At 72.3% G+C, this 26,474-nt stretch carries 22 protein-coding genes and 1 pseudogene; 8 read left to right on the forward strand and 15 right to left on the reverse strand.

From position 1 onward, the window contains the following. The first annotated feature begins 65 nt into the window (after positions 1–65). Entirely contained in the window at positions 66–1,454 is a 1,389-nt protein-coding gene (locus tag OIM89_RS10130) for an LCP family protein (protein ID WP_030697308.1), read from the forward strand. Between the two features lie 43 nt (positions 1,455–1,497). Here the strand turns inward: OIM89_RS10130 and OIM89_RS10135 are convergent, their stop codons facing one another. Next, a complete protein-coding gene (locus tag OIM89_RS10135; protein WP_008417606.1) occupies positions 1,498–2,052 on the reverse strand; it encodes an acyl-CoA thioesterase in 555 nt (184 codons plus the stop codon). 119 nt (positions 2,053–2,171) lie between these two features. On the opposite strand from OIM89_RS10135, the gene OIM89_RS10140 reads away from it, so the two are divergent. Both OIM89_RS10140 and OIM89_RS10145 read left to right on the forward strand, forming a co-directional pair. Then, a complete protein-coding gene (locus OIM89_RS10140) occupies positions 2,172–3,431 on the forward strand; it encodes an LCP family protein (protein WP_264491167.1) in 1,260 nt (419 codons plus the stop codon). Positions 3,432–3,567: 136 nt separating this feature from the next. Beyond that, positions 3,568–5,100, forward strand: a complete 1,533-nt coding sequence (locus OIM89_RS10145; protein WP_030697310.1) for a cryptochrome/photolyase family protein — start codon at positions 3,568–3,570, stop codon at positions 5,098–5,100. A 30-nt stretch (positions 5,101–5,130) separates the two neighbouring features. Here OIM89_RS10145 and OIM89_RS10150 read toward each other — a convergent pair whose 3' ends face one another. From OIM89_RS10150 to OIM89_RS10170, 5 genes are all read right to left on the reverse strand, one after another. After that, positions 5,131–6,087 carry a hypothetical protein gene (locus OIM89_RS10150; protein ID WP_047468285.1) on the reverse strand — a complete coding sequence of 319 codons (957 nt, stop codon included), beginning with the start codon at positions 6,085–6,087 and terminating at the stop codon, positions 5,131–5,133. Beyond that, complete coding sequence (locus tag OIM89_RS10155) at positions 6,084–7,325, reverse strand: protein phosphatase 2C domain-containing protein (protein WP_195730454.1); 1,242 nt, start codon at positions 7,323–7,325, stop codon at positions 6,084–6,086. Before OIM89_RS10155 ends, OIM89_RS10150 begins: the two co-directional genes overlap by 4 nt. Position 7,326: 1 nt before the next feature. Then, positions 7,327–7,992 carry a vWA domain-containing protein gene (locus tag OIM89_RS10160; protein ID WP_003950412.1) on the reverse strand — a complete coding sequence of 222 codons (666 nt, stop codon included), beginning with the start codon at positions 7,990–7,992 and terminating at the stop codon, positions 7,327–7,329. A gap of 67 nt (positions 7,993–8,059) precedes the next feature. Further along, positions 8,060–8,542 carry a hypothetical protein gene (locus tag OIM89_RS10165; RefSeq protein ID WP_003950411.1) on the reverse strand — a complete coding sequence of 161 codons (483 nt, stop codon included), beginning with the start codon at positions 8,540–8,542 and terminating at the stop codon, positions 8,060–8,062. After that, positions 8,539–9,786 carry a hypothetical protein gene (locus OIM89_RS10170; RefSeq protein ID WP_030697313.1) on the reverse strand — a complete coding sequence of 416 codons (1,248 nt, stop codon included), beginning with the start codon at positions 9,784–9,786 and terminating at the stop codon, positions 8,539–8,541. The genes OIM89_RS10165 and OIM89_RS10170 overlap by 4 nt, the downstream gene beginning before the upstream one ends. A gap of 258 nt (positions 9,787–10,044) precedes the next feature. Between OIM89_RS10170 and OIM89_RS10175 the strand changes: the two genes are divergently transcribed. Continuing rightward, complete coding sequence (locus OIM89_RS10175; protein ID WP_226964327.1) at positions 10,045–10,722, forward strand: tellurium resistance protein TerA; 678 nt, start codon at positions 10,045–10,047, stop codon at positions 10,720–10,722. A 62-nt stretch (positions 10,723–10,784) separates the two neighbouring features. Here the strand turns inward: OIM89_RS10175 and OIM89_RS10180 are convergent, their stop codons facing one another. From OIM89_RS10180 to OIM89_RS10195, 4 genes and pseudogenes are all read right to left on the reverse strand, one after another. Beyond that, the gene (locus OIM89_RS10180; RefSeq protein WP_030697315.1) at positions 10,785–12,425 is read right to left on the reverse strand and encodes a catalase; all 1,641 of its coding nucleotides are present in this window, start codon (positions 12,423–12,425) and stop codon (positions 10,785–10,787) included. A gap of 154 nt (positions 12,426–12,579) precedes the next feature. Then, positions 12,580–13,023, reverse strand: a pseudogene (locus OIM89_RS10185) (DUF5753 domain-containing protein); the annotation flags it as partial. A gap of 208 nt (positions 13,024–13,231) precedes the next feature. Then, a protein-coding gene (locus tag OIM89_RS10190) for an IS3 family transposase (protein WP_370466145.1) occupies positions 13,232–14,484 on the reverse strand; the annotation gives its coding sequence in 2 pieces (ribosomal slippage) (positions 13,232–14,202 and positions 14,202–14,484; 1,254 coding nt in all). A 203-nt stretch (positions 14,485–14,687) separates the two neighbouring features. Then, a complete protein-coding gene (locus OIM89_RS10195) occupies positions 14,688–15,239 on the reverse strand; it encodes a hypothetical protein (RefSeq protein ID WP_030697317.1) in 552 nt (183 codons plus the stop codon). Between the two features lie 134 nt (positions 15,240–15,373). Here OIM89_RS10195 and OIM89_RS10200 point away from each other — a divergent pair, with 134 nt between their 5' ends. Then, on the forward strand, positions 15,374–16,549 hold the full coding sequence (locus OIM89_RS10200) for a tyrosine-type recombinase/integrase (RefSeq protein ID WP_264491168.1): 1,176 nt from the start codon (positions 15,374–15,376) through the stop codon (positions 16,547–16,549). Between the two features lie 198 nt (positions 16,550–16,747). Here the strand turns inward: OIM89_RS10200 and OIM89_RS10205 are convergent, their stop codons facing one another. Beyond that, on the reverse strand, positions 16,748–17,905 hold the full coding sequence (locus tag OIM89_RS10205) for an acyl-CoA dehydrogenase family protein (protein WP_030697319.1): 1,158 nt from the start codon (positions 17,903–17,905) through the stop codon (positions 16,748–16,750). Positions 17,906–18,117: 212 nt separating this feature from the next. Here OIM89_RS10205 and OIM89_RS10210 point away from each other — a divergent pair, with 212 nt between their 5' ends. Next, on the forward strand, positions 18,118–19,461 hold the full coding sequence (locus OIM89_RS10210; RefSeq protein WP_175458528.1) for a UDP-glucose dehydrogenase family protein: 1,344 nt from the start codon (positions 18,118–18,120) through the stop codon (positions 19,459–19,461). Positions 19,462–19,476: 15 nt separating this feature from the next. Here OIM89_RS10210 and OIM89_RS10215 read toward each other — a convergent pair whose 3' ends face one another. Then, positions 19,477–20,154: a response regulator gene (locus OIM89_RS10215; protein WP_030697321.1), complete on the reverse strand. Its 678-nt coding sequence runs from the start codon at positions 20,152–20,154 to the stop codon at positions 19,477–19,479. Further along, complete coding sequence (locus OIM89_RS10220) at positions 20,151–21,014, reverse strand: sensor histidine kinase (RefSeq protein WP_264491169.1); 864 nt, start codon at positions 21,012–21,014, stop codon at positions 20,151–20,153. Before OIM89_RS10220 ends, OIM89_RS10215 begins: the two co-directional genes overlap by 4 nt. Positions 21,015–21,090: 76 nt before the next feature. On the opposite strand from OIM89_RS10220, the gene OIM89_RS10225 reads away from it, so the two are divergent. Both OIM89_RS10225 and OIM89_RS10230 read left to right on the forward strand, forming a co-directional pair. Beyond that, on the forward strand, positions 21,091–21,807 hold the full coding sequence (locus OIM89_RS10225; RefSeq protein ID WP_047468260.1) for an ABC transporter ATP-binding protein: 717 nt from the start codon (positions 21,091–21,093) through the stop codon (positions 21,805–21,807). Continuing rightward, complete coding sequence (locus tag OIM89_RS10230; RefSeq protein ID WP_264491170.1) at positions 21,804–24,098, forward strand: ABC transporter permease; 2,295 nt, start codon at positions 21,804–21,806, stop codon at positions 24,096–24,098. The genes OIM89_RS10225 and OIM89_RS10230 overlap by 4 nt, the downstream gene beginning before the upstream one ends. Positions 24,099–24,117: 19 nt before the next feature. On the opposite strand, the gene OIM89_RS10235 is transcribed toward OIM89_RS10230, so the two are convergent. Next, positions 24,118–24,627 carry a CGNR zinc finger domain-containing protein gene (locus OIM89_RS10235; RefSeq protein ID WP_264491171.1) on the reverse strand — a complete coding sequence of 170 codons (510 nt, stop codon included), beginning with the start codon at positions 24,625–24,627 and terminating at the stop codon, positions 24,118–24,120. A gap of 23 nt (positions 24,628–24,650) precedes the next feature. Then, the gene (locus OIM89_RS10240; RefSeq protein WP_264491172.1) at positions 24,651–26,459 is read right to left on the reverse strand and encodes a flavin-containing monooxygenase; all 1,809 of its coding nucleotides are present in this window, start codon (positions 26,457–26,459) and stop codon (positions 24,651–24,653) included. Positions 26,460–26,474: the final 15 nt, after the last annotated feature.

Here is a 26,474-nt window from a genome sequence, read left to right on the forward strand (position 1 = left end):
CCCCCGCCCGTCGGCGGCCCGTCCCGCCCGGGCGGGGGCGCCACCGCCGCCGGACCGGCTGGGCGGTGCGCGTGGTGACCGCCCTGTCCGTCGCCGTGCTCGCCTCCTCCGGGGTCGGGCACGCGGTGATGTCGGGGCTGGACAGCGGCATCGAGCGGGTCGACCCGTTCAAGGACATGAAGAACCGGCCCGAGGCCGGGCGCGGCCTCAACATCCTGCTCGCCGGGACCGACGGCCGCGACACCATCACCGAGGAGCAGCGCCAGGCGTACCGGCTCGGCGGCAAGCCCTGCCACTGCACCGACACCCTGATGCTGCTCCACCTCTCGGCGGACCGCTCCCGGGTCAGTGTGGTCAGCCTGCCGCGGGACAGCTACGCGATGATGCCGCCGCACACCGACCGCACCTCCGGCGAGGAGCACCGGCCGCACCCGGTCAAGCTGAACGCGGCGTACGCGGAGGGCGGGCCGGAGCTGACCGTGCGGACGGTCGAGAAGATGACCGAGGTGAAGATCGACCACTACGTGGAGGTCGACTTCACCAGCTTCATGGAGACCGTCGACGCGGTCGGCGGCGTGGAGATCTGCACCGTCCGCCGCCTCAAGGACTCCTACACCGGCCTCGACCTGGCCCCCGGCCCGCACCGCCTCGACGGCGGCCAGGCCCTCCAGTACGTCCGCTCCCGCCACCTCGACGGGACCGGCGACCTCAGCCGGATGCAGCGCCAGCAGCGCTTCCTCGCCGCGCTCACCGCGGAGGTCACCGGCAGCGGGGTGCTGCTCAACCCGGTGCGCTTCGGCGAGGTGACCCGGACCGTGCTGGGCTCGCTGCGGGCCGACAGCGGCTTCACCACGGAACGGATGCTCGACCTCGGCAAGGCGATGCGGGGGTTCACCCCGGCCTCCGCCGAGTTCACCTCGGTGCCGGTCCAGGAGAAGGCCCGCGAGGTGCCCAAGATCGGGGACACCCTGGTCTGGCAGCCGAAGGAGGCGAAGCGGATCTTCGGCGCGCTCCGCGAGGACCGCCCGCTCGCCGACCACGACACCGCGCGGCCGAAGGCGACGGTGGTGGACGTGCCGCCCGAGCAGATCCGCGTCCAGGTGGAGAACGGCACGGCGCGCCAGGGCCTCGGCGCCCAGGCGGACCGGGCGCTGCGCGCCACCGGCTTCGGCACCAGCGGCCACGCCCTCGACGCCGCCGACCGGGCCACCGCCAGGACCACCGTCCTCTACGACCCCCGCTGGGACCGTTCGGCGCGTACGGTCGCCGCGGCCTTCCCCGGCGCGGAGCTGAAGGCGGCGCCCGGGCAGGGCGGTACGGTGCGGGTCGTGCTGGGCGCCGATTTCACTGAGGTCCACCCCGTCCGCGCGGAGGACCCGCCGGAGGGCACCACCGGCGCGCTCCGGGGCGACGAGGTCACCTGCCCCCGGCCCAAGGCGGCCGGCAGGGCGTGAATCCGGTCAGGGTCACGCTGGCCGCGCCCGGCCCGTACGGGGCTCAGTCGTCCGCGTCGAGCCCCTCGGCGGCGCGCTGCTCGCGCAGGTCGAGGATGGCGCGGCGGCGGGCCAGCCGGTGGGTGCGGCGGATCTGCGCCTCCTGGTAGCGGCGCTTGTCGCGCTCGGTCTCCGGGATGACCGGCGGGACCTGGCGGGGCTTGCCGTCGGCGTCGACGGCGGTGAAGACGAGGTAGGCGGTGCCGACCTGCTGGGCCGGGGTCGAGTCGTTCCACCGCTCGGCCACCACGCGCACCCCGACCTCCATGGAGGAGCGGCCGGTCCAGTTGACCTGGGCGCGGACGTGCAGGAGGTCGCCGACCCGGACGGGCATGAGGAAGGCCATCTCGTCCATGGAGGCGGTGACGGCGGGGCCCTCGGAGTGGCGTCCGGCGACGGCACCGGCCGCGTCGTCCACCAGTTTCATGATCACGCCGCCGTGCACCGTCCCGAGGAGGTTGGTGTCGTTGTGCGTCATGATGTGCGAAAGCGTCGTTCGGGAAGCTGAGGTGGGCTTGCCGGGAATCTCCGATTCCGGGACGCGGGCCGGGTCTGTCATGGGGTCCACTGTATGTCGCACCCGCTCACCTGCTCGAATGCATCAGCTTCGCAACAGCCCTGGCCGGATTCCGGCACCCCTCTGTCTGGGGGTCCCCCGGACGGCGCACACTGTCACGCATGAATGACTGGCCCGCCGGGCGCGACGAGCAGCCCAGATACGGGCGGGGCAGTGGCTCCGCCCGACCCGAGAGTGCCCGCTCCCTCCCGCACGTGCGGCGCCGCCAGGCCCCGCCGGCCCCGGCGGCGCCCCCGCGCACCACGGTTCCGCCGCAGCCCCAGTACGGCCGTCCGGGTGGCCGGGACGGCTACAACACCGGACAGGTGTACGGCGGCGGTGGCGGCGGCCGGGGTGGTGGCGGCTACCAGGACGGCCCCGGCGGCCCCGGCGGACGGCGTCCGGCGCCGGACTGGGGCCGGCGCGTCAAGGTGGGCCTCATCACCTTCCTCGTCGCCGCCCTGGTGGTCAGCGTCGGCACGTACATGTGGGCCAGCTCCAAGCTGCGCGGCGAGGTCGACCTCGCCAAGGTCATCGAGCGGCCCGAGGAGGGCGAGGGGACCAACTACCTCATCGTCGGCTCCGACAGCCGCGACGGCATGACCGACGACGACAAGAAGCGCCTGCACACCGGCTCCGCCGAGGGCAAGCGCACCGACTCGATGATGATCCTGCACGTCGGCTCCAACGGGAACACGATGGTCTCGCTGCCGCGTGACTCCGAGGTCGAGATCCCTTCGTTCAAGGGCTCCGAGTCCGGCAAGCTCTTCCCGGCGCAGGGCCGCCGCGTCAAGCTCAACGCCGCCTACGCCGAGGACGGCCCCGAGCTGCTGGTCCGCACCGTGGAGTACAACACCGGCCTGCGCATCGACCACTACGCGGAGATCGGCTTCGGCGGCTTCGCCAACATCGTGGACGCGCTCGGCGGGGTCGAGATGGACATCCCGAAGGCGTTCAAGGACAAGAAGTCCGGCGCCGACTTCCAGGCGGGCGAGCAGACCCTCGACGGCCAGCAGGCGCTCGCCTTCGTCCGTACCCGGTACGCCTTCGCCGGCAGCGACCTGGACCGCACCAAGAACCAGCAGAAGTTCCTGGCGACCCTGGCCAACCAGGCGGCCACCCCGTCCACCGTGCTGAACCCGTTCCGGCTCTACCCGACGCTCGGCGCGGGCCTGGACACCCTCATCGTCGACAAGGACATGGGCCTGTTCGACCTGGCCAGCATGTTCTGGGCGATGAAGGGCCTGACCGGCGGCGAGGGCACCTCGATGAACATGCCGATCTCCGGCTCCAACGGCGGAAACCTCGTCTGGGACAAGGCCAAGAAGGACCAGCTCATGCAGCAGCTCCGCAACGACGAGAAGGTCACCGTCACGGAGTGACGCCCTGGGGTGCCCCGGGTTCGCGCCCCCCTCACCCGTACGGCTCCCCTCGCGCATCCACCGCGCCCCCAGCGCCTGAAGCTGGGGGCGCGGTGTCGTCCGGACACCGTCCAGGCCAGACGAAGGGGCGCGCACGATGGGGCAGCGATCCGGCGGCAAGGGGACGGGGGCCGCGCACTGGCTCTTCGGCGACCAGCTCGGCCCGCACTTCCTCACGCCCGGCGAGGCGGGTCCCCACCGGGACACCCCCCTGCTGATGATCGAGTCCCGTGCCGTCTTCCGGCGCCGCCGCTTCCACCGCGCCAAGGCCCACCTGGTCCTCTCCGCGATGCGCCACCGCGCCGCCGAGCTGGGCGACCGCGTGACGTACGTCCAGGCCCGCACGTACCGGGAGGGCCTGCGGAAGGCGGCCGGGGACCGGCCCGTCACCGTCCACCACCCCACCTCCCGCGCCGCCCTCGCGCTGGTCGACGCCCTCCCCCAGGTCACCGTCCTGCCCGCCCGGGGCTTCCTCGTCAGCCACCAGGAGTTCGCCGACTGGGCGGAGAGCCGGGGCGGCCGCGCGCTGCGCCAGGAGGACTTCTACCGCCGCACCCGCGCCGCCCACGACCTCCTCATGGAGGGCGACCGCCCCGCCTCGGGCCGCTGGAACCTCGACCACGACAACCGCGAACCCCCGCCCCGCGACGCCGGCGCCCTGGACGTCCCCGCCCCCTACCGCCCGCGCGAGGACGCCGTCGACGACGAGGTCCGCCACGACCTCGACCGCTGGGAACGCTCCGGCGAGGTCGCCTTCGTCGGCCGCGACGGCCCCCGCCACTTCCCCGCCACCCGCCGCGAAGCCCTGAACGCCCTGCGCCGCTTCACCGCCGAACGCCTCGCCACCTTCGGCCCGTACGAGGACGCCATGCTCACCGACGACCCGGTGATGAGCCACAGCCTCCTCTCCTCCTCCCTCAACCTCGGCCTGCTCGACCCCGCCGAGTGCGTCGAGCGGGCCGAGGCCGCCTGGCGATCCGGTGACGCGCCCCTCAACAGCGTCGAGGGATTCGTCCGCCAGATCGCCGGCTGGCGCGAGTACATCTGGCACCTCTACTGGCACTTCGGCGAGGAGTACCGCACCACCAACGCGCTCGGCCACCACGCCCCGCTCCCCGACTGGTGGTCCGACCTGGACGCCGACGCGGTCACCGCCCACTGCCTCTCCACCGTCCTCGCCCAGCTCCGCGACACCGGCTGGACCCACCACATCCCCCGCCTGATGATCCTCGGCAACTACGCCCTCCAGCGCGGCTGGGACCCCGCCGCGCTCACCGACTGGTTCCACCGCTGCTTCGTCGACGGGTACGACTGGGTGATGCTCCCCAACGTCCTCGGCATGTCCCAGTACGCCGACGGCGGCCGCATGACCACCAAGCCCTACGCCTCCGGCGGCGCCTACCTGAACCGCATGAGCGACTACTGCTCCCCCTGCGCCTACCGCCCCGACCACCGCACCGGCGACCGCGCCTGCCCGTACACCGCCGGCTACTGGACCTTCGTCCACCGCCACCACGACCGCCTCGTCCACAACCCGCGCACCGCCCAGGCCGCCCGGGGGATGGAACGGCTCACAGACCTGGACGAGGTGGTGCGGCAGGAGGAGGCGCGGGGGGACGGGGCGCCCTGAGAGCGGGCCGGTGCCGTGGCGGGCGGGGCCTCACTCGCCGCGGAGCGGGATGGTGCCGCGGGGGCCGCGTTGCTGGAAGACGGCCGGGTCGGCGCCGGACGGGGCGGGGCGGGGGACGCCTCTGCGGAGCGGGATGGTGGCGCGGCCGCTGAGGGCGGTGCGCCAGCGGCCCAGGTCCGGGCGGGAGCCGGCGGGCCCGGCCGCCTGGCGCCACAGGGGGGCGAGCTGGCCGGCGCGGCGGTCGTCCAGGGTTCCGGGGACGAGTGCGAGGGGTTCGCCGGGTCGGATGAGCGGGTCGCGGCAGAGGATGCGGCCGATCATCAGGGCCGCCTTGTAGCGGTCGCTGTCGACGGAGGCGGGGAGTCCGGCGGGGGCCAGCGGGTCCTGCCAGTCGGGGGTGTCGGCCTGGTCGAGGACCGGTTCCTGGCCGCCGGCGCGGATGCCGTCGCAGTCGAGGAGGTGGACGGCGGGCTCGGGGGTGAGGCTCCACAGGACGTTGGCGTGCGAGAGGTCGCCCACCACCAGCCCCAGCCCGTGCAGCCACTCCAGCAGGGAGACGACCTGGATCACCAGGTCGAGGCGCTGGGCCGGGACCGGCTGCGGCACGGCGCTCCAGGCTGTCTTGGCCTCCCGGAGCAGGTACGACAGCTCGATGAGCTTGCCGTCGCCCTTCGACGTCGTCCAGGTCATCGTCTCCGGCGCCCGGTGCATGAGGAACCCGGTGACGCGGCCGCCGTCGGTCACCCGGCAGAGCGGCCACGCGGCCTGCCGGTCGAGCCGGTCCCGTTCGGCCGGGGCCATCTCCTGGCGGACCCGGACCAGGTGCGTGAGGGCGTCTCCGCGCACCTTGTGGGGCTCCCTGTACTCCTTGTAGAGCAGGCGCCCGGGGCCGCCGGCCTCGAAGACCTCGCCCTGCCCGCCGTCGCCGACCCGGGCGAACCGCTTCACCTGGTGGAGGGCGAGGTCCTGTCCGTCGTGCACGGTCATCGGGCGGGGCCTTCCCACAGGACGGCGGCGCTGCGGTCGTCGTCGTAGGACTTCACCCGGTACTGGAGCTGCCAGAGGAAGTCCGCCGGTCCGGGCACGCGCTCCTGGGACCAGGCCCGGGCCAGGAAGTGTGCGGTCTCCTGGTCGCCGGCGAGCGGGGTGGAGAGGCCGTCGGTGCAGACCACGAGGACATCGCCGGGGAGGGTGCTGATCAGGGTGGCGACCGGCTCGCGGGTGGTGGGCAGGGCCGGGGTGCGGGTGTCGATGACGGCGCCGTCGCCCTCCTCCGTACCGCCGAGGGCCGTGTTCCACCGGCCTTCGCGCAGCATCGCGGTGCCGCCGTCGCCGAGGGTGAGCAGGCCCCGGACGCGCACCGCCGGGTCGAGCGGGACGACGAGCAGGCGGAGCGTGGTGGCGAACTCCGAGGGCTGCCGCCCGTACCGCTCTGCCTCGTGCCGCAGCAGCGTCGCCACCTCGGCGACGGCCTGGCGCGCCAGTGCCGTGAACCCGGCGAGGTCGCCCTCGGCGACGGCCGCCGCGAGCGGCCCCGCCACCCGGTCCAGGGCGCCCGCCGCGAGGGCGCACGCCTTCTGCGACCCGACGTGCGAGAGCGGGGCGGAGCCGACCCCGTCGGCCACCCCCAGCACCAGCAGTTCCGACTCCCCCGAGCCGATCCTGGCCACGCAGACGGAGTCCTGACGCGGCTCGGCCTGGTAGCGGTGCGAGTCGCCGCGCACCGAGGCGGCGCGGACGGTGAGCGGCCCGTGCTCGGCGCCGTCCACCACGAGGTCGGGGACCAGGGCGCCCTCGATCCCGGCGCTCCGCACGGCGGGTGCCGCCTGCGGGACGGGCCGGTACAGGGGCGGCTTGGGGCCGCCGTGCCAGGGGTCGCCCAACTGGGGCAGCGGGGGTTCGGCTTCGGGCTCCGGGACGGGGGCCGGCGCGGGTTCAGGTGCGGGCGGGCGGCGAGGCCCCGCCTCGTCCGGCAGTGGGCCGGCCGGGTCCTGGCGCGGGGGCGCGTACGCCGGGGCAGGGGCGTGCGCCGGAGGCGGCGGGGCCTCGCCGGGGTGGACGGGACGCCCGGTGTGCCAGGGGCTTCCCTGGGCCGGTACCGAGGGCGCGGCGGCCTGGTCCGCCGGGAGGGTGGGGCCGCTCTCCCGCAGGATCGCCTCGTTCTGACGGAACGTGGCGTCCAGGCCGTCGGCTTCCTCGGGCTCGTACGCGGTGGGCTCGGGCATCTCAGACCTTGTCGAGGGTGACGGTTTCGAAGCCGGGGACCTTCTCCTCGACCGCGAGGGTGAAGTCCGAACTGCCGTCGCTGGAGATGCTGGAGGCGGAGCGGACGATGGAGCGGGTCAGGCTGGAGGCGAACTCGCGCAGGGCCTGGGCGGGCGAGACGCTGTTGTCCTTCTGGATGAAGGCCCGGAAGTTGGCGACCTGCCCGATGATCTGCGCCTCGGCGTCCCCGATGCCGAAGGCGATGATCTTCGGCGCGTACCGCGAGTTGAGGAGTTCGCGGTGGGCGGTGGGCCAGTCCTCGTCGGTCGGGATGCCGTCGGAGAGGAAGAAGGCGACGGGCCGGTACACCTCGTGGCCCTGGGCCTTCAGCTCGGCCACGTCCTTCTCGACGGAGCGCAGCAGGGTGCGGAAGGCCGTGCCGTAGTCGGTCAGGCCGCCCGCGGAGAGGGCCGGGACCTCGTCGATGTCGCTGAGGTCGACGAGCGGCTGGAGGACGCTGGCGTCGTCCGAGAAGCCGATCAGGCAGAACCGGGTCTTGTCGGCCACGGTCGGGTTGGTGCTGATCTCGTGGTGCAGGTCGGGCAGGGCCCGGTTGATGGCGTCGATGGGATCGCCGGTCATCGAGCCGGACTCGTCGCACAGCAGGTAGAAGGGAAGGATCTGCACGGTGTACCTCCGTGGCTGCTCGGATGGGGACGGGGCCCTCCCGGCGGGCGCCGGGGCGCGGGAGCGTTCAGTAGGTGTAGAAGTAGATCTCGACCGAGGCGTGTCCGGCGGCACCGCCCTTCCAGAAATCGCGCCGGGTCGTCTTCTCGAACATGTCCGGACGGGCCTTCGTCAGCGTGGAGTTGACCCGCCGGGCGTACGCCTGGCCGCCGCCCGGGTCGGGATGCCGGCCGAAGGTGAGGACGATGGCCGCCTGCCGTCCGGCGTACCGCTTCGTCGCCGCCCGGAGCTTCTTCTCCAGGCCCGCGCGGTCACCGTAGTCCGCGTCGACGGTGAGGGTGACCGGTTCGCGGCTGACCGAGCGGGGCCCCTTCGGCCGGGGCTTGCCGGTCTCGGTCGCCGTGGCGGAGGGGCTGGGTCCCGGCGAGGGCACGGCCTTGGCCGCCTGCGGGTCCCCGCGGTCCCCGAGGGCGACCAGCGCGAGCACCAGCAGCATGTCGGCGAAGAGCCACCCCGCGAGGTGCAGCGGCCTGAACCGGCGGCGCCTCATCGGGCGTCGCCCGGCGCCCCGGCGGGCAGCGCGGCGGGCCCCTTCTCCGCGGGCCCCCTCTTGGCCGGCTCCGGCGCGGCGGGCTCCGGCGGCGGCCCGGGGGCGTACTCCTGGAGCGCTTCGGTCAGTTCGGCGAACCGGTCCGCCGTGCGGCGCAGCGCCTCGGTCTGCTCGGCGAGCCGCCGCAGCGCGGTCCCCGCCGCCTCGTCGGCCGCCGCCGACCGTTCGGCGTACGAGTCGAGCCGGGCAAGGAGCCGGGCGGTGACGTCGGCGGAGACCTCGATGCCGGTGGTGAAGGACTGCTGAGCCGCCGCCAGCGCCCCCGCCGAGTCCTCGACGCGCTCGGCGGCGGCACCGATCCCCTCGTGCAGCTCCTTCTGCCCGCCGCGCACCTCGCCGAGGGCGCCGCCGATCCCGTCGCCGCTCTCGCGCACCGCCTTCTCGATCTGGCCCGCGGCCCGCTCCAGGGGGCGTACGGAGGTGTCGACGGCGCTCAGGGCCGTCTCCGCGCCCCGGACCGCCGTCTCGACGGAGGCGGCGGCCGCCCCCAGCTTCGTCTGGACGCGCACCGCGTCCTTGCCGAGCCGGCGCAGGGTGGCGGCGGACTCGGTGAGCTCGGCGGCGAACCGCAGCGGCGAGGTGCGCCGGTGGGCGCCGAGGTACAGCTGGGTGCGGGAGAGCGTCACCGTGAGACGGCCCAGTACGTCCTCGGTGGCGCGGCGGCCCCGCTCCTCCCGCCGGTCCACGGCCGCGCCGCGCGCCCCGTGCACCAGGGCGAGGGCGAGCAGCACCACGATGACGGCGGTGGCGCTGAGCGCGACGGAGCCGAAGGTGTGCAGGCCCGACAGATGGCCCTCGAAGCCGGTCTGCCAGAGCTGGAGGAAGGGGCGGGCGGCCGCGGCGGGGCGTTCGGCGACCAGTTCCTGGTAGGCGCGGGACGCCTGGGTGAGGCCGTACCAGCTGAGGACCAGCGGCAGGAAGACGAAGGCACCGAGCCCGGTCTCCAGCCAGGCCCAGCCCCGGTGCTCCTCGGGGCTGCGGGTGGTGGCGGCGACGGACTCGGGGCGGACGAAGGTGTGCAGCAGGTCGACCTCGGCCCACCGGTCGAGCCGCTTCCCGTCCTGGTCGGAAACGGCTTCCGCGAGGTGTTCCAGCTCGCCGCGCCGGGTGGCCAGCGCCGGTTCGGCGGCCAGCTTCTTCAGGGACCTGCCCAGCCGGCGGCTGTCGGTCAGTTCTCCGGTCATCGTCTGCAACCCCCCGGCAGCCGCGTCGCGGGGGCGCCCCCATGCTGCGCGGTGCGCGTCCGCGCCCCGCTCCCCCGCCCGGCGGCACATCCCCCTCTGCCACCGGGACGGCACAGCATAGTGCAGCTGTCACCGATCGCTTACACTCCGGCAGGGTCGTGGAATCTTCGTCAACACGACGGTGTGGGGGCCGGGTTGAGCAGCGACGGGCGCGAACGGAAGACCATCAGACTGCGCCCCGGGGGCGTGGAAGGGCCCGTGCGCCGGACGAGTGCGCCGGGCGCGGAACAGCAGCCGCCGCCTTCCGCCGACCCGGCACGGGAGGCCGCCGAACGGCGCCGCCGGGCGGCCCTCGCCAAGGAGGTCCGCCTCACCCGCGCCGAGCCCGCCGCCCGGCTCGGGGACGCCGGTCTCCTCCAGGTCAACCTCAACTGGTCGGCGCGGGCCGAGGCCGACGTCGACCTGTGCGTGCTGGCCGAGTTCACCGACGGGACCCTCCAGGTGGTGCAGGCCCTCGGCGACGCCTTCGGCCGGCTCGACGCCTGGCCGTACATCGCCCTCGACCACGACGACCGCAGCGGCGCCGGCGCCGACGGGGAGACCCTGCGGGTCAACCTCGGCCACCACCACCTCTTCCGCCGCCTGCTCTTCTTCACCTACCTCTACGAGGGCTCCGTCTCCTTCCGGGAGCTGGGTGCCTCGGTGACGGTCAGCGGCACGGCGGGCACCTTCCGCATCCTCCTGGACGACGCACCGGCCACCGCCGCGGGCTGCGCGGTGGCCCTCACGGAGTCCGACGGCGCCGGCCTGACCGTGCGCCGCGAGGTCCGCTGGTTCGACGGCCACCCCGAACTCGGCTTCCACCAACTGGTCGACCAGGCGTACGGCTTCGGCCTCTCCTGGACGCGGATGGACAAGCCGCCCCGGCTGGGCTGACGCCCGGCCTTCGCCCGGGCGGGGACCGGAACACAACCGGTTCCCGCCCGGGCCGGCCCGGCTCAGCGCCGCGTGACCACGTGGTGCTTGTCCGGGACGCAGTGGGTCATGGTCAGGCCCGTGACGTCGCGGGGCGGGTTGTCGCCGAGGCGGCCGAGGCGGACGCGGTCCTCCTCGGTGAGGGTCTGGCCGGGCAGCGGCGGCATGTGGGCGACGTCGGAGGGGGCGATGCCGATGCCCTCGCCGACCCGCAGCCCCAGCTCGTTGTCGGCCATCAGGCAGTGCCAGATCATCCGCTCCTGGACGGGCCGGGTGCACTGGGCGAACAGGTCGGTGAAGTTCTTGACCAGGTCGTCCTGCTCCCACTCCTCCATGAGCTGGAAGCGCTGCCCGGCCTGGAGGTAGTCGTTGGTGCGCGGGATGCGGGCCCGGGTCAGGCGCCCCTGGAGCACCGGCCCCTCCTCGTCCCGGGTGGGGTAGTCGGCCTCGCGCAGCCCGCCCATGATCGAGGGCTCGTAGTTGACCTCGGGGTTCTCGCCGTCGGGCCCGTTCTCGTACGCCATCTGGCCGTCGCGCTGGTTGGTGGCGACGGGTGCCTTGGGCTGGTTGACGGGGAGCTGGAGGTAGTTCGGGCCGACCCGGTAGCGCTGGGTGTCGCTGTACGAGAAGGTGCGGCCGACCAGCATCTTGTCGTCGGAGAAGTCGAGCCCGTCGACGAGGACGCCGGTGCCGAAGGCGGCCTGCTCGTTCTCGGCGAAGTAGTTGCCGGGGACCCGGTCGAGCACCATCCGGCCCACCGGCTTGGGCGGGAAGTCCTGCTCGGGCCAGGTCTTGGTGTCGTCCAGCGGGTCGAAGTCCAGCTCGGGATGGTCGTCGTCGGACATCATCTGGACCAGCAGCTCCCACTCCGGGTAGTCGCCGCGCCCGATGGCCTCGTACAGGTCCTTGGTCGCGTGGCCGAGGTCGTCGGCCTGGACGTTGGCCGCGTCCTCCTCGGTCATCGAGGCGACGCCCAGCTTCGGCATCCAGTGGTACTTCACCAGCACCGTCCCGCCCTCGGCGTCCACCCACTTGTACGTGTTGACGCCGAAGCCCTGCATGTGGCGGTAGTCGGCCGGGATGCCGCGCGGGCTGAAGAGGTTGACCAGCATGTGCATGGCCTCCGGGGTCTGCGACATGAAGTCGAAGATCCGGGCCGGCTTCTGCTCGTGCGAGACCGGGTCGGGCTTGAGGGAGTGGATCACGTCCGGGAACTTGATGGCGTCCCGGATGAAGAAGACCCCCAGGTTGTTGCCGACGAGGTCCCAGTTGCCGTCCTCGGTGTAGAACTTCACCGCGAACCCGCGCGGGTCCCGCGCCGCCTCGGAGGAGTCCCGCCCGCCGATCACGGTCGAGAACCGCACGGCCACATCGGTCCGCTTGCCGGGCTCCTGGAAGAGCTTGGCCCGCGTGTACCGGCTGATCGGCTCGTCCCCCCACTTCCCGTACGCCTCGAAGTACCCGAAGGTCGTCACCCCGCGCGCGTGCACCACCCGCTCCGGAATCCGCTCCCGGTCGAAGTGGCTGATCTTCTCCAGAAACTGGTAGTTCTCCAGCGTGGCGGGCCCCCGGGCCCCGACCGTCCGCTGGTTCTGGTTGTCGTAGACGGGATGGCCCTGCCGGTTGGTCAGGTAGGGACGATCCTTGTTGGCGGGCTCGGTCACGGCTGGGACTCCATTGGTCGCACGGTGCTGGCCCCGCGAGCGTTCCCCTGAGCCCCGCCCGCCTCGCCGGACCCCACCGGAATTCCCCCGTCCGCCGCGCGGGGAACACACGGACGGGCCCGTCGGCGACGAACACCGACGGCGATACCGTCCGTCACGTCAGGGAGGCGACCGCGTCCGCTATCAGGGAGCGTGCCGCCGCGCCTCGCACGGTCCCCTGCGCCAGTCGCTCGAAGGCCCGCGTGTAGAGCTCGACCTGACCAGGCTGGGTGAGCGTGGCGGCGGCGTCCAGAGTGTCCGCGTGCACCTTGGTGTCGTCGAAGATCGTGAACGTGGGCATGGGCCACACGGCTCGACGGGCTGAGAACGGGATGAGCCCCACGGCCACGTTCTGGAGATCCATGACCCCGAGCAGGTGACCGAGCTGGGCCGCCATGGTCTCCGCGCTGCACAGCCGGTATCGCAACACCGACTCCTCCAGCACGAACGAGAACCGGCGTGCACCGTTGCTCAGCACCCCGTTACGCCTCATACGGGCCGCCACGGCATCGCTCACGTCGTCCGGGGTCCCCCGGAAGTCCGCGATGGAGGAGAGCAACCACATGCGCGTTTCGAGGTGAAGAACGGCGCTGCCGATTGCCGGGTTGGAGTGTTCCGTCCGGTAGACCTTCGCGAACCGGTAGCTCACGCTGCCCCCTGCTCGTCCAGCCAGCGGTCCAGATCCGTGGGACGGCACCGAAGCGACTGCCCCACCTTTCGAAACGGGATCTGTTCGTCCTTGAACCGCCCCGGGTGCGGTAGAGACCTCAGATTTTGGTTGTGACCTGGGGTTTCGTGGTGGCGAGGTAGTAGTTGGTCTCGTATTCGACGGGTGGGATGTGCCCTATTTCACCGTGGAGTCGGCGGTGGCAGTACCAGTCGATCCATTCCGCGGTGGCCAGCTCAACCTGGGAGAGCGTCCTCCAGGGCTGTCCGGGCTTGATCAGCTCGGTTTTGAACAGGCCGATCGTGGACTCCATGAGGGCGTTGTCGTAGGCGTCGCCGACGGAGCCGATCGAGGCCGCGATGCCGGCGGCGTCCAGGTGCTCGGCGAGCCGGAAGCTCGTGTATTGCGAACCGGCATCGGAGTGATGTATCAACTCGCCCCGCTGATGCGGCTTTTCGTCGCGGTCGCGTTGCCACAGGGCCATGTCCAGCGCGTCCAGGACGAGCCGTGTCTCCTTCGACAGGGCTGCGGACCAGCCGACGATCCGGCGGGAGAAGGTGTCCACGACGAAGGCGACGTAGACGACTCCCGACCAGGTGCTGACGTGAGTGAAGTCGGCGACCCAGCAGCGGTTGGGGGCCGGCGCGACGAAGTTGCGGTCCAGCAGGTCCGGTGCCCGCTCGACGCTGCCGTCCGGGATCGTGGTGATGATCTTCTTCCCGCGGACGGCACCTGCGACGCCCAGCTCGCGCATGAGGCGTTCGACGGTGCACCGGGCCACGAAGTGGCCCTGTCGGTGCAGCTCACGCCAGACCTTCCTGGCCCCGTAGACACGATAGTTGGCGTCGAAGATCTGTTGGATGAGCGGCTTCAGCTCGGCGTCGCGGATGGTGCGGGCTGACGGGACCTGAAGCCGTTTATGGTGGGCGTAATAGGTAGAAGGGGCGATCTTGCAGTCGTGCTCGGTGAGCACGCGGCAGATCGGCTCGACACCGCCGAAGCGGGCCCGGTGCTCGTCGATGAACGCTACGAGCGTGTGTGTGGCCGGTCGAGCTCGGCCGCGAAGAAACTTGCCGCAGCCTTCAGGATGTCGTTCGCCCGCTTCAGCTCGGCAATCTCCTTCTTCATCGCCTTGATCTGGGCGGACTCCTCCGTGGTCGTCCCCGGACGCTGACCGGAGTCGATCTCGTCGCGCTTCACCCAGTTCCGCAGGGTCTCGGCCGAGCCGATGCCGAGCTTCTGGGCGACCGCCCGCAGCGCAGCCGACTCGTTCGGGTAGTCACCGCGGACCTCGGCGACCATACGGACCGCTCGTTTGCGCAGCTCAAGGGGATAGGAGGAGGGGCGTGCCATGACTCAATCCTTTCACGGAATCGAGTCTCTACCGGACCCGGAACGGTTCACCTTCCAGTTCCCGTACACCCACGAGCGGGGCTTGTTCAGGTAGTCGGCCACATCGTCAACTGTCATGAGTTTCGCGCGCATAGTCCCCCACCTATTAGAAAAGCCCCCAGTTCCCTGGGGGCCGTCGTACATGGTTTTAGCAATAGCGAATGTCAGTCTCGCCTGTCCTCTGAATTACCAAAGGCGGCAAGTGTCGAAGTCGCCTTCTCGGTCAGTTCACCACCCGCCTTGCCCGCGACGGTGGTCAAGTAACCCTCTCGCCTTGCTCGTTTGAGGTGGTCCTTCACTGTCTCGGGACGGCGGCTGATCAGCCGGGCCAACCAAGGAACAGGGGCAGGGGCGCCCATGTCAGCCATGCTCTTGTACGTCGCGGCCAGCATGGCCAGATAGGGCGCCGAGACCCCTTCATTGGTCAGCAACAGGCCCGCAGCCTCCCCAGCTTGCTCGACCTTGGCCGTGACGTCGGCCATTCCCTCTTGCAGCTCCGGCGCGCTCTCCGCCAGTTTCATGGCTGCTGCCAGGTCCAGCCTCCGGAGAACAGTCGTGGAGATGCCGCGCGCCACGTCCCGAACGGCAGCACCCTCCGCCGCCTCCACGGTGATCCTCTGCGGCCCCCCGGTGATTGGTCCCGTCGGCCACCACATGCGGATCACCCAAGCCCCTTGCCCCTGCGTGATCTCGAATCCGCTCTCGTCTGCCTTCACGCTTTCGAAAGTACCAGCAGCATGACCCACCCTGTGTTGACAACCCAGGGTGGGTCATGCGCAGACTTGGCCATGCCGGACGACCGGCACGACGCCGGGTCGGCCCCGTGCGTCATCAGCAGGAGGGGGACCCTGTGGCAAGGGCATGGGTGGCGCGGTCGAAAAACGACCCGAAGAAGTGGACGGCGTTCTGGCACGACCCGGACGGAAAGCAGCGGCAGAAGAGCTTCGACACCAAGGAGCGCGCGGACGACCACCGAAGGCGGAAGGAGCAGGAGCTAGACGCGGGCACGTACTTGGATGACCGCTTGGGCAAGCAGCCGGTCACGGCTGTCTGGGAGCAGTGGATGAGTCAGCGCAAGCTGACGAACAGCACAAAGAAGCAGTACCGCTCCATCCTCAACACGACCATTGAGCCCTTCTTCAAGGCCCGCTCCATCGTGTCTCTCAAGGTTGCGGACATCGAGCAGTGGATGTTGTGGATGGAGCACGACCGCAAGCTCTCGACGCGCACCCGGCGTCAGCGCTTCTCGTACTTCTCCGGGATGATGGACTGGGCCGTGATCAACGAGATCATCGGGCGCAACCCGTGCAAGAAGATCAGGCATGCGGGAAGTCGCGCTAAGGAGATCCGCGAACACAAGAGCAAGGCCAGCCGACTGACGACCCGTGAGGTTCTGGCCATGCTGGACGGCTGCCCGCCTCGGTACCGGGCGTTGATGTGGCTCATGGCCGGGTGTGGGCTGAGGCTCGGTGAGGCCATGGCCGTTTCTCGCGATCAGATCGAATTCAAGGCCGAGACGCTTCGCGTGGACTTCCAGATCACCGAGGACGGCGCAACCGAGTCAGGCAAGAACAGCGCACTTCAGCGTCGGCACATCAAGGCCCGGGATGAGGAAGAGCCGGGGCGCCTCGTCCCCCTGCCGCCCAACGTCGCCTTCGAGCTGCGGCGACACATCAGGAACCACGGCGTTTGGGGGCCTGAGCGGCTCCTGTTCCCCAATGTGACGCGGACCGGGTACCTGTACGCGTCGTACTTCTACCCAAAGATCTGGATGGTGGCGCTGAAGAAGGGCGGGGTGCCCTACTGCAAGCCTCACTCGCTCCGGCACTACTACGGGTCGCGGCTCCTGTACGCCGGAGTCCCAGAGAACGACGTGGCCAACTGGATGGGCCACGGCAGTACGGACGTGCTCAGGGAGCACTACCACTACATCTTCGAGGGGGCTGAGCAGCGCGGGCGGGCAGCCATCGCCACCATGCTGACTCCCGGCGCCGACGACCCCACGAAGGCGTCAGACGTCGCCTGATCCTCGTACGACAACAGCCCCCGGCAACGTGCCGGGGGCTGTTCTGTTTGTACTGGTCAGCAGCCTATTCAGGTAGTCGGCGCCCCAGGATTCCCCCAGCATGACGCCCAGGAACGGCCTTGATCGGGCTGGAACGGGCAGCACAGCGAGAGCGGCCTTCAGGACGCCTCAGAACGGGTCTGACCTGCAAAGACCCTGCTAGGGAAGGTTCCTTGCCATCACGATCCGCTGCACTTGATTCGTGCCTTCATAAATCTGGGTGATCTTCGCGTCCCGCATCATCCGCTCGACCGGGTAGTCGCGGGTGTAGCCGTAGCCGCCGAGGAGCTGGACGGCGTCCGTGGTGATCTCCATGGCGGCGTCGGAGGCGTAGCACTTGGCGGCGGCGCCGAAGAAGGTGAGGTCGTTCTCGACACGCTCGGACTTGGCGGCGGCGGCGTAGGTGAGCTGGCGGGCCGCCTCCAGCTTCATCGCCATGTCGGCCAGCATGAACTGGACGCCCTGGAAGTCGCCGATCGGCTTGCCGAACTGCTTGCGCTCCTGGACGTACCCCTTGGCGTAGTCCAGGGCGCCCTGGGCGATGCCGAGGGCCTGGGCCGCGATGGTGATGCGGGTGTGGTCCAGGGTCTTCATGGCGGTGGCGAAGCCGGTGCCCTCGGCGCCGATCATGCGGTCGGCGGGGATGCGGACGTTGTCGAAGTAGACCTCGCGGGTCGGGGAGCCCTTGATGCCGAGCTTCTTCTCCGGGGCGCCGAAGGAGACGCCCTCGTCGTCCTTCTCCACGACGAAGGCGCTGATGCCCTTGGAGCGCTTCTCCGGGTCGGTGACGGCCATCACCGTGTAGTACTCGGAGACGCCGGCGTTGGTGATCCAGCGCTTGACGCCGTTGAGCACCCAGAAGTCACCGTCGCGGACGGCCTTGGTCTTCATGCCGGCGGCGTCGGAGCCCGCGTCGGGCTCGGAGAGGCAGTACGAGAACATGCCGTCGCCCTTGGCGAGCGGGCCCAGGTACTTCTTCTTCAGCTCCTCGGAGCCGGAGAGGACCACCGGGAGCGAGCCGAGCTTGTTGACGGCCGGGATCAGGGAGGAGGAGGCGCAGACGCGGGCCACCTCCTCGATGACCAGGACGGTGGCGAGCGCGTCGGCGCCGGCGCCGCCGTAGCTCTCCGGTACGTGGACCGCGTGGAGGTCGGCGGCGGTGAGCGCGTCCAGCGCCTCCTGCGGGAACCGGGCCTCCTCGTCGACGGCGGCGGCGTGCGGGGCGATCTTCGCCTCGGCGAGCGCGCGGACCGTCTCGCGGAGCATCGTGTGCTCCTCGGACAGGCGGTACAGGTCGAAATCAGGCGCTCCGGCCACGGTCTCTCACTCCCCAGTCATGCTAACTACCGTTAAGTAACCCAGTAACTCATCCAAAGCTTAGGGCCCGTGCCGCACCGAGCGGTACGTGAGGTTGACGACAGGGGGGAAATGCCCAGCTGAGGGCCCCGCCACGCACGGGGCTATGCTCGGTCGGCGCATCACCGCGTACGACTTGATCCGCCTCCCCCGGACGCACTGGAGCACCCACCATGGCCCTCAGGATCACCGTGATCGGCACCGGCTACCTCGGCGCCACCCATGCCGCGGCCATGGCCGAGCTGGGCTTCGAGGTGCTCGGGCTGGACGTCGTCCCGGAGAAGATCGCGCTGCTCTCCCAGGGCCGGGTCCCGATGTACGAGCCGGGGCTCGAGGAGCTGCTCGGCAAGCACGTCGCGGGGATCGAGGGCTCCAGCGGGCGGCTGCGGTTCACCACCTCCTTCGAGGAGGTCGCGGACTTCGGCGACGTCCACTTCGTCTGCGTGAACACCCCGCAGAAGCAGGGCGAGTACGCCTGCGACATGAGCTACGTGGAGAGCGCCTTCGCTTCGCTGGCCCCGCACCTGAAGCGGCCCGCGCTGGTGGTCGGCAAGTCGACGGTGCCGGTCGGCTCCGCCGAGCGCCTCGCCGCCGGGCTGGCCGCCGCCGCGCCGGTGGGCGAGGAGGCCGAGCTGGCGTGGAACCCGGAGTTCCTGCGCGAGGGGTTCGCGGTCGACGACACCCTGCACCCGGACCGGATCGTGGTCGGCGTGCGCAGCGCCCGCGCCGAGGAACTGCTGCGCGAGGTGTACCGGACGCCGGTCGCGGAGGGCTCGCCCTTCATCGTCACCGACTTCCCCACCGCCGAGCTGGTGAAGACGGCCGCCAACTCCTTCCTCGCCACCAAGATCTCCTTCATCAACGCGATGGCCGAGGTCTGCGAGGCCGCCGACGGCGACGTGGCCAAGCTCGCCGAGGCGCTCGGCCACGACGACCGGATCGGCCGCAAGTTCCTGCGGGCCGGGATCGGGTTCGGGGGCGGCTGCCTGCCCAAGGACATCCGGGCGTTCATGGCCCGCGCGGGCGAGCTGGGGGCCGACCAGGCGCTGACCTTCCTGCGCGAGGTCGACTCGGTCAACATGCGGCGCCGGGGGCACATGGTGGAGCTGGCGCTGGAGGCGCTCGGCACCACCTCGTTCCTCGGCAAGCGGGTCGCGGTGCTGGGCGCCACCTTCAAGCCCGACTCGGACGACGTACGGGACTCCCCGGCGCTCAACGTCGCCGGACAGATCCACCTCCAGGGCGGCCAGGTCACCGTCTACGACCCCAAGGGCATGGACAACGCCCGCCGCATCTTCCCCACCCTCGGCTACGCCGACTCTGCCCTGGAGGCGGTGCGCGGCGCCGACGTCGTCCTCCACCTCACCGAGTGGCGCGAGTTCCGCGAGCTGGACCCGGCCGGACTGGCCGCCGCCGTCACCACCCCGACCCTGCTGGACGGCCGCAACGCCCTCGACCCGGAGGTCTGGCGCAAGGCCGGCTGGACGTTCCGGGCGATGGGCAGGCCGCGGGCCTGAGGGCGTGCGTACCGCTCAGCGGGGGTCGCCCGCCGAGACGAGCCCGGTCTCGTAGGCGAGGACGACCGCCTGGGCGCGGTCGCGCAGTGCCAGCTTGGCGAAGATGCGGGCCACGTGCGTCTTGACGGTGGCCTCGCTGAGGGTGAGCCGCGCCGCCAGTTCGGCGTTGGACAGGCCCCGGCCGACCAGGCCCAGTACCTCCCGCTCGCGCGGGGTGAGGACGGCCAGGTCCCGGTGGACCGCCGGGACGCGCGGGACCGGGGTGCGGGCCGCGTGGCGTTCGACCAGGCGGCGGGTGATCGAGGGGGCGAGCAGCGCGTCCCCGGTGTCGACGAGCCGGACGGCGGCGGCGAGGTGGGCCGGGGTGACGTCCTTGAGCAGGAAGCCGCTGGCGCCGGCCGCGAGCGCGTCGTAGACGTACGCGTCGAGGTCGAAGGTGGTCAGCATGATCACCCGGCAGGTGGAGCCCAGGGCGAGGATGCGGCGGGTGGCCTCCAGGCCGTCCAGGACGGGCATCCGGATGTCCATCAGGACGACGTCGGGGCGCAGTCGCCGGGCCAGGTCGACGGCCTCGGCTCCGTCGGCGGCCTCCCCCACCACGTCGAGGCCGCGCGAGGTGAGGATCAGCCGGAAGCCGGTGCGGACCAGCTCTTGGTCGTCGGCGACGAGGACGCGGGGGCCGGGGGTGCTCACGCGTGGTCCAGGGGGAGGCGGGCGCGGACGCGGTAGCCGCCGCCGAGGCGGCGGCGGGCGTCGAGGTCGCCGCCGTGGACGGCGACACGTTCGCGCAGGCCGAGCAGGCCGCGTCCGGTGCCGTCCGCGACGGGGGCGGCGGGGGAGCCGGTGCTGAGCACCTCGACGCGCAGGGCGTGGCCGGCGTAGTTGATGCGGACCTCGGCCTGGGCCTGGTCGCCGCCGTGTTTGAGGGCGTTGGTCAGCGCCTCCTGGACGATGCGGAAGGCGGTGGCGTCGAGGCCGGCGGGGAGGGCGCGGGGTGTGCCGGAGACGCGGACCTCGACGGGCAGGCCGGCGAAGGCGATGCGGTCGATGAGCGGGCTGAGGCGGCTGAGGCTGGGCTGGGGTGCGAGGGCGGGGCGGGGGTCGTGGCCGGCGCCGTCCTGGGCGGGGGCGAGCAGGCCGAGGAGGTTGCGCAGTTCGGTCATGGTGTTCCGGCCGGCCTCCTCGACGGCGGCCATGGCGGCGGCCGCCTCCCCGGGGAGGGTGCTGAGGACCTCGCGGGCGGCGCCGGCCTGGACGACCATGAGACTGACGTTGTGGCTGACGATGTCGTGCAGCTCGGCGGCGATCCGGGCCCGCTCGGCGTCGACGGCGCCGAGGGCGGCGCTCTCCCGCTCGCGTTCCAGCAGCCAGCCGCGCTCCTCCAGCGCCGCGCGGTGCAGCCGCCGTGCCCGGACGAGGGCGACCGCGGACACGGCCGCCGCCCCGAGCGCGGCGACCGCCAGGACCACCCACACCGTCTCTGAACTCCCCACGTCCGCAGCCTTCCAGAACCTCCGCCCGGCCGCGTCCTCCTCGGGGAGCAGGCGGTACATCCGGGGATGTAGCGGCCCTGCGGGTTACCACCGGGGAGGGACGCCACGTCGGCGGGCCCGCTCCTAGGTTCGTGCCATGACAAGTGACCGTGACAGCACGCGGAGATCCGGGCCGGTCGTCCAACTGGACGGCGTGGTCAAGGAGTACGGGGAGACGAAGGCGCTGGACGGGCTGACGCTCTCGGTCGAGGCCGGGGAGGCGGTGGCCGTGATGGGCCCGTCCGGGTGCGGCAAGTCGACGCTGCTGAACCTGGTGGCGGGGCTGGACCGGCCGAGCGCGGGCGGGGTACGGGTCGCCGGGCAGGAGCTGACCGAGCTGAACGAGACCGGGCTCGCCCTCTTCCGGCGCCGGCACGTCGGCATGGTCTTCCAGTTCTTCAACCTCATCGACGACCTGCCCGCCCTCGACAACGTGGCGCTCACCGCCCAGCTGACCGGCACCCCGGCCCGCCAGGCCCGCCGCCGCGCCCTGGAACTCCTCGGCGAACTCGGCGTCGCCGACCGCAAGGACGCCTATCCGGCGGTGCTCAGCGGGGGCGAGCGGCAGCGGGTCGCGGTGGCCCGGGCGCTGATGAACCGGCCCGCCCTGCTGCTGGCCGACGAGCCGACCGGCGCCCTGGACAGCCGCTCGGGGGAGCAGGTGATGGACCTGCTCATCGATCTCAACCAGCTCGGGCAGACCCTGCTGATCGTCACCCACGACCGGAACCTGGCCATCCGGTGTGCCGGCCGGCTGGTGGAGATGGCGGACGGCCGGGTTGCCCGCGAGAGCGCGCTGGAGCCCACCGCATGAGCGCGGTGTGGTCGGCCTCCCGGGCGGCGGTACGGCGCCGGCGGCTCCAGACGGTGGTGATCGGGCTGGTCGTGACGGCGACGACCGCCACCCTCCTGCTGGGCCTGTCCCTGCTGCACGCGGCCTCCGGCCCCTTCGACCGGGCCTTCGCCGAGCAGCGTGGCGCGCACGCGGTGGCCTCCTTCGACCTGGACCGGGTCGGCGCCGGTGAACTGGCGGCGGCCGGGCGCGCCTCCGGGGCGATGACCGCCGGGCCCTTCGAGGTGGCGTCGCTGGAGTTCGACGAGGACTGGCTGTGGAACCCGCCCGGCACCCTGGTGGTGGCCGGACGGGCGGCCCCCGGGGGCACGGTGGACCGGGTCAGGATGGTGGCGGGCCGCTGGGCCGAGGCCCCGGGCGAGATCGTCCTCAACTGGGACGTCGACGGCTCCCCGGGCACGGAGCTGCTCGGTTCGCGCCTCGCGGCCCCCGGTGCCCCGCCACTCACGATCGTCGGCTTCGCCACCAGCCTCAGCCGGTCGGCCGGAGCCTGGGTCACCCCTGGCCAGGTCACCGAACTGCACCCGTACGAGGCGCAGTTGCTCTACCGCTTCGCGGGCGACCCGGACGGCGCCGAGCTGGACGCGGCCGTCCGCGAGGCCACCGCCGGGCTGCCCGAGGACGCGCTCACCGGTACCCGGTCGTACCTCTCCCTGCGGGACGCCTTCTCCGCGCAGGCCGACGCCTACCTCCCGTTCCTCGCCTTCTTCGGCGTCCTCGGACTGCTGGTCGCCCTGCTGATCACGGGGAACGTGGTCAGCGGGGCGGTGATCTCGGGCCGTCGGCACATCGGGGTGCTGAAGGCGCTCGGCTTCACCCCGAACCAGGTGGTCGCGGTCTACCTGCTGATGGTCTCCGTGCCCGCGCTGACCGGCGCCCTCCTCGGCACCGCGGCCGGGGCGGCGACCGCCGGGCCGTTCCTGAAGCTCGCCTTCACCGGCATCGAGACGGGAGGCGTCCCGGTCGGCGTCAGCCCCTGGCTGATCGCCGGCTGCCTGCTCGGCATGCCGCTGCTGGTGCTGCTCATCGCCCTGGTCCCGGCCTCCCGCGCGCACCGCCTGTCGGCGGTCGAGGCCATCTCGGCGGGGAGCGCGCCCCGCCCGGGACGTGGCCTGCGAGCGCAGCGGCGGCTGGCCTCCAGCCGCCTCCCGAGGCCGGTCAGCCTGGGGCTCGGGCGGCTCTTCGCACGGCCGGTGCGGAGTGCGGTCACCCTGGCCGCGGTGGCGCTCGGCGTGACGACGGTGACGCTGACGACCGGGCTGAGCGCCACCCTGGTCGCCTTCTCCGGCGACGGGCGGCGGACGCCGGTGGTGGACGTGGCCCGGAGCTCACCGGCGGAGGGCGAGTCCCGCCGCTCCGCGGACCGGCGGACCGAGGAACGGCTGCGGGCGCTGCCCGGCGCCGAGGCCGTGACGGCGCGTGCGCTGGCCCGGGCCCAGCTCCAGGGCGGGACGCGGACCGTCTCGGCCGACTTCTACCGGGGTGACGTGGACGGGCCCGCCTCCCGGGTGGTCGAGGGCCGCTGGCCGGAGCGTACGGGCGAGGCGGCGGCGGGGCCGGGGTTCCTGCGGCAGCAGGGACTGGCGGTCGGTGACCGGTTCGTGGTGCGCGCGGGCGGGCGGCAGGTGCCGATGACGGTGGTGGGCAAGCTCCTCGACGGCGACGCCGGGGCCTTCACCGCCTCCTGGCCGACTCTGGCCCGGCTGGCCCCGGGGGCGACGGCCTGGGAGTACCGGGTGGTTCTGGCCGAGGGGAGCGACGCGGCGGCGTACGCGCGGGCGGTCCGGGCGGCCGACCCCGCCCTGCGGACCTCGGTGAGCGAGCCGGCCCCCGGTGCCGTCATCGCGGTGGTCGGCTTCGCCTCCGTCTTCACGCTGCTGCTCGCCCTGGTGGCGGCGCTGGGGGTGCTGCACTCGGTGCCGCTGGACGTCCGGGAGCGTCGCCGCGACCTCGGGATGCTGAAGGCGGTGGGGATGACCCCGCGTCAGGTGGTGGTGATGACGGTGGCCTCGGTGGCGGCGCTGGGCGCGGCCGGCGGGGTACTGGGTGTGCCGCTCGGCATCGGGGCGCACCGCCTGGTGGTGGAGCACATCGGCGTGATCGCCTTCCCCGACTCCATGAAGGACGTCTGGCACCTGCCGCACCTCACCGGCGTGGCGCTGGCGGGGGTGCTGATCGCGGCGGCGGGGGCCCTGCTCCCGGCCCGCTCGGCCGCCCGGCTGCCGATCGCCGAGGTGCTGCACACCGAGTAGGCGGACGGGCGGGCGGGGACTACTCCCCCGCCCGCCGCGCCCGATAAGCCCGCATCTTGGCCCGCGCCCCGCACACCTCCATCGAGCACCAGCGGCCCCGGCCCGCCGGGCTGCGGTCGTAGTAGGCCCAGCGGCAGGTCTCGTCCTCGCAGACCTTGAGCCGCTGCCAGCTGCCGTCCAGTGAGCCCAGTGCGACGGCCACCGCGACGCGGGCGGTGAGGGAGGCGGGGTCGGCCGGGGTGAGGCGGGCCGAGCCGTCGGCCGGGTCGACGGTGGTGAGCAGGGGTGCCTGGGCCAGCAGGGTGCCGAGGGCGGCCACTTCGGCGGGCGGGGCGTGCCCGGCGTGGGCGAGGCAGGCGGCGCGCAGGGCCTCGCGCAGCCGCCGGGCGGCATCGGCCCCCTCCTCGCTCACGCCGAAGGCGGCCCGGCCCTCCGGAGTGGCGAGGGTGTCGGCCCCCGTCTCCACGTCCAGGGTGTTGACCAGGTCCTGGACGAGGACGAGGGGCCCGGGGGCGGAAGGTCTGGCCATGGCGACGACGGTAGTCGAACCCGTTACCGCGTCGTGGGCGTGGTCCGGGGCGTGAGGATCTCCGCGACGGAGTCGGTGCGCCACTGCCGCAGGAGGGCGTGGAAGGCGACGGCGCCGTGCGGATAGGCGGCGGGGTTCGGGCGGCCGCCTCCCTCGCGGTTGTAGTAGCCGGGGGTGCACTCGGCGTGGAACCACTCGTGGTCGGGGGCGCCCTCGCGGATGGCGGCGAGCCAGGCGTCCTCGGCCTCGCGGGACGGCTCCAGCACCGCGTCGGCCTGCTCGGCGGCGGCGATCAGGGCGGCCGCGTGGGTGGCCTGCTCGTCGAGGATGTGGGTGAAGTTGACGCTGCTGGCGTTCTGCATGCTGCCGAGCTGGACGAGGTTGGGGAAGCCGTTGCTGGTGAAGCCGTGCAGGGTGCGCGGCCCGCGCTCGCCCCAGACCTGGAGCAGGGAGCGGCCGCCCCGGCCGTGCACGGGCAGCTTGCCGGAGAGGACGCCGGAGACGCCGACGGAGAACCCGGTGGCGAAGATCAGGCAGTCCAGCGGGTAGGTGGTGTCGCCGACGACGACGCCGTCCTCGGTGAGGCGCTCGATGCCGTGGGTGTCGGCGGTGTCGACCAGGGTGACGTTCTCCCGGTTGAACGCGGGGTAGTACGCGTCGGAGAAGGCGGGGCGCTTGCAGGCGTACCGGTACCAGGGCTGGAGCTTCCCGGCGGTGGCGGGGTCGGTGACCGCGCCCGCGACCCGGTCCCGCAGTTCGTTCATCTTGGCCGCGTCGGCCGCCTCGTAGGCCGCTTCGAAGGTTTCGGGGTCGCCCTCGCGGCGGAAGCTGGGGAGCAGTTTCTCCAGCAGGGCGGCGGAGGCGGTCCAGCCGTCGGCGACCAGGTCCGTGCCGGCCGGTTCGCCGGAGACGATGCGCAGGAAGTTCTCCCGGCGCTCGCGGGCCCAGCCCTCGCGGTCGGCGCCGACCTCCTCGGGGGTGGTGCGGCGGTTGCCGCGTACGTCCACGGAGGAGGGGGTGCGCTGGAAGACGTAGACGTGTCCGGCGTCCTCGGCGAGTTTCGGGATGGCCTGGACGCCGGTGGCGCCGGTGCCGACGACGCCGACGCGCTTGCCGGCGAGGCCGGTCATGCCGCCGTCCGGGGTGCCGCCGGTGTAGCCGTAGTCCCAGCGCGAGGTGTGGAAGGTGTGGCCGGCGAACTTCTCGATGCCCGGGAGGGCGGGGAGCTTGGGCTCGGAGAGGGTGCCGGTCGCCGTGATCACGTAACGGGCCCGGAAGGCGTCGTCCCGGTCGGTGGTGATCAGCCACTCCTCGGCAGCGTCGTCCCAGGTGAGTGAGGTGACGGTGGTGGAGAAGAGGGCGTCGTCACCGAGGCCGAACTGCTCGGCGATGCGCACCGCGTGGCGGCGGATCTCCTCGCCGGGGGCGTACTTCCACTCGGGGACGTAGCCGGTCTCGTCGAGCAGGGGCAGGTAGACGTGCGACTCGATGTCGCAGTGGACGCCGGGGTACCGGTTCCAGTACCAGGTGCCGCCGAAGCCGCCGCCGGTCTCGACGATCCGGACGCGCTCCACGCCCTGCTGCCGCAGCCGCGCCCCGGCGAGGAGGCCGCCGATGCCGGCTCCGACGACCACCACGTCGACGGTGTCGTCCAACGGGTCGCGTTCGGGAATCGCACCTGCGTACGGGTCGGCGGCGTAGTAGCCGAACTCCGCCTCCGCACCCTGGTACTGGCGGGTGCCGTCGGGGCGGACGCGCCGTTCGCGTTCCTGTCGGTACCGCGCCCTGAGCTGGGCGATCTCTTCCTCGGTGACGGGGTGAGGGAGCGTCATGTGAGGTGGTTCCTC

The sequence above is a fragment of the Streptomyces sp. BI87 genome (genome assembly GCF_025957665.1).
Classification (GTDB): Bacteria; Actinomycetota; Actinomycetes; order Streptomycetales; family Streptomycetaceae; genus Streptomyces; species Streptomyces albidoflavus.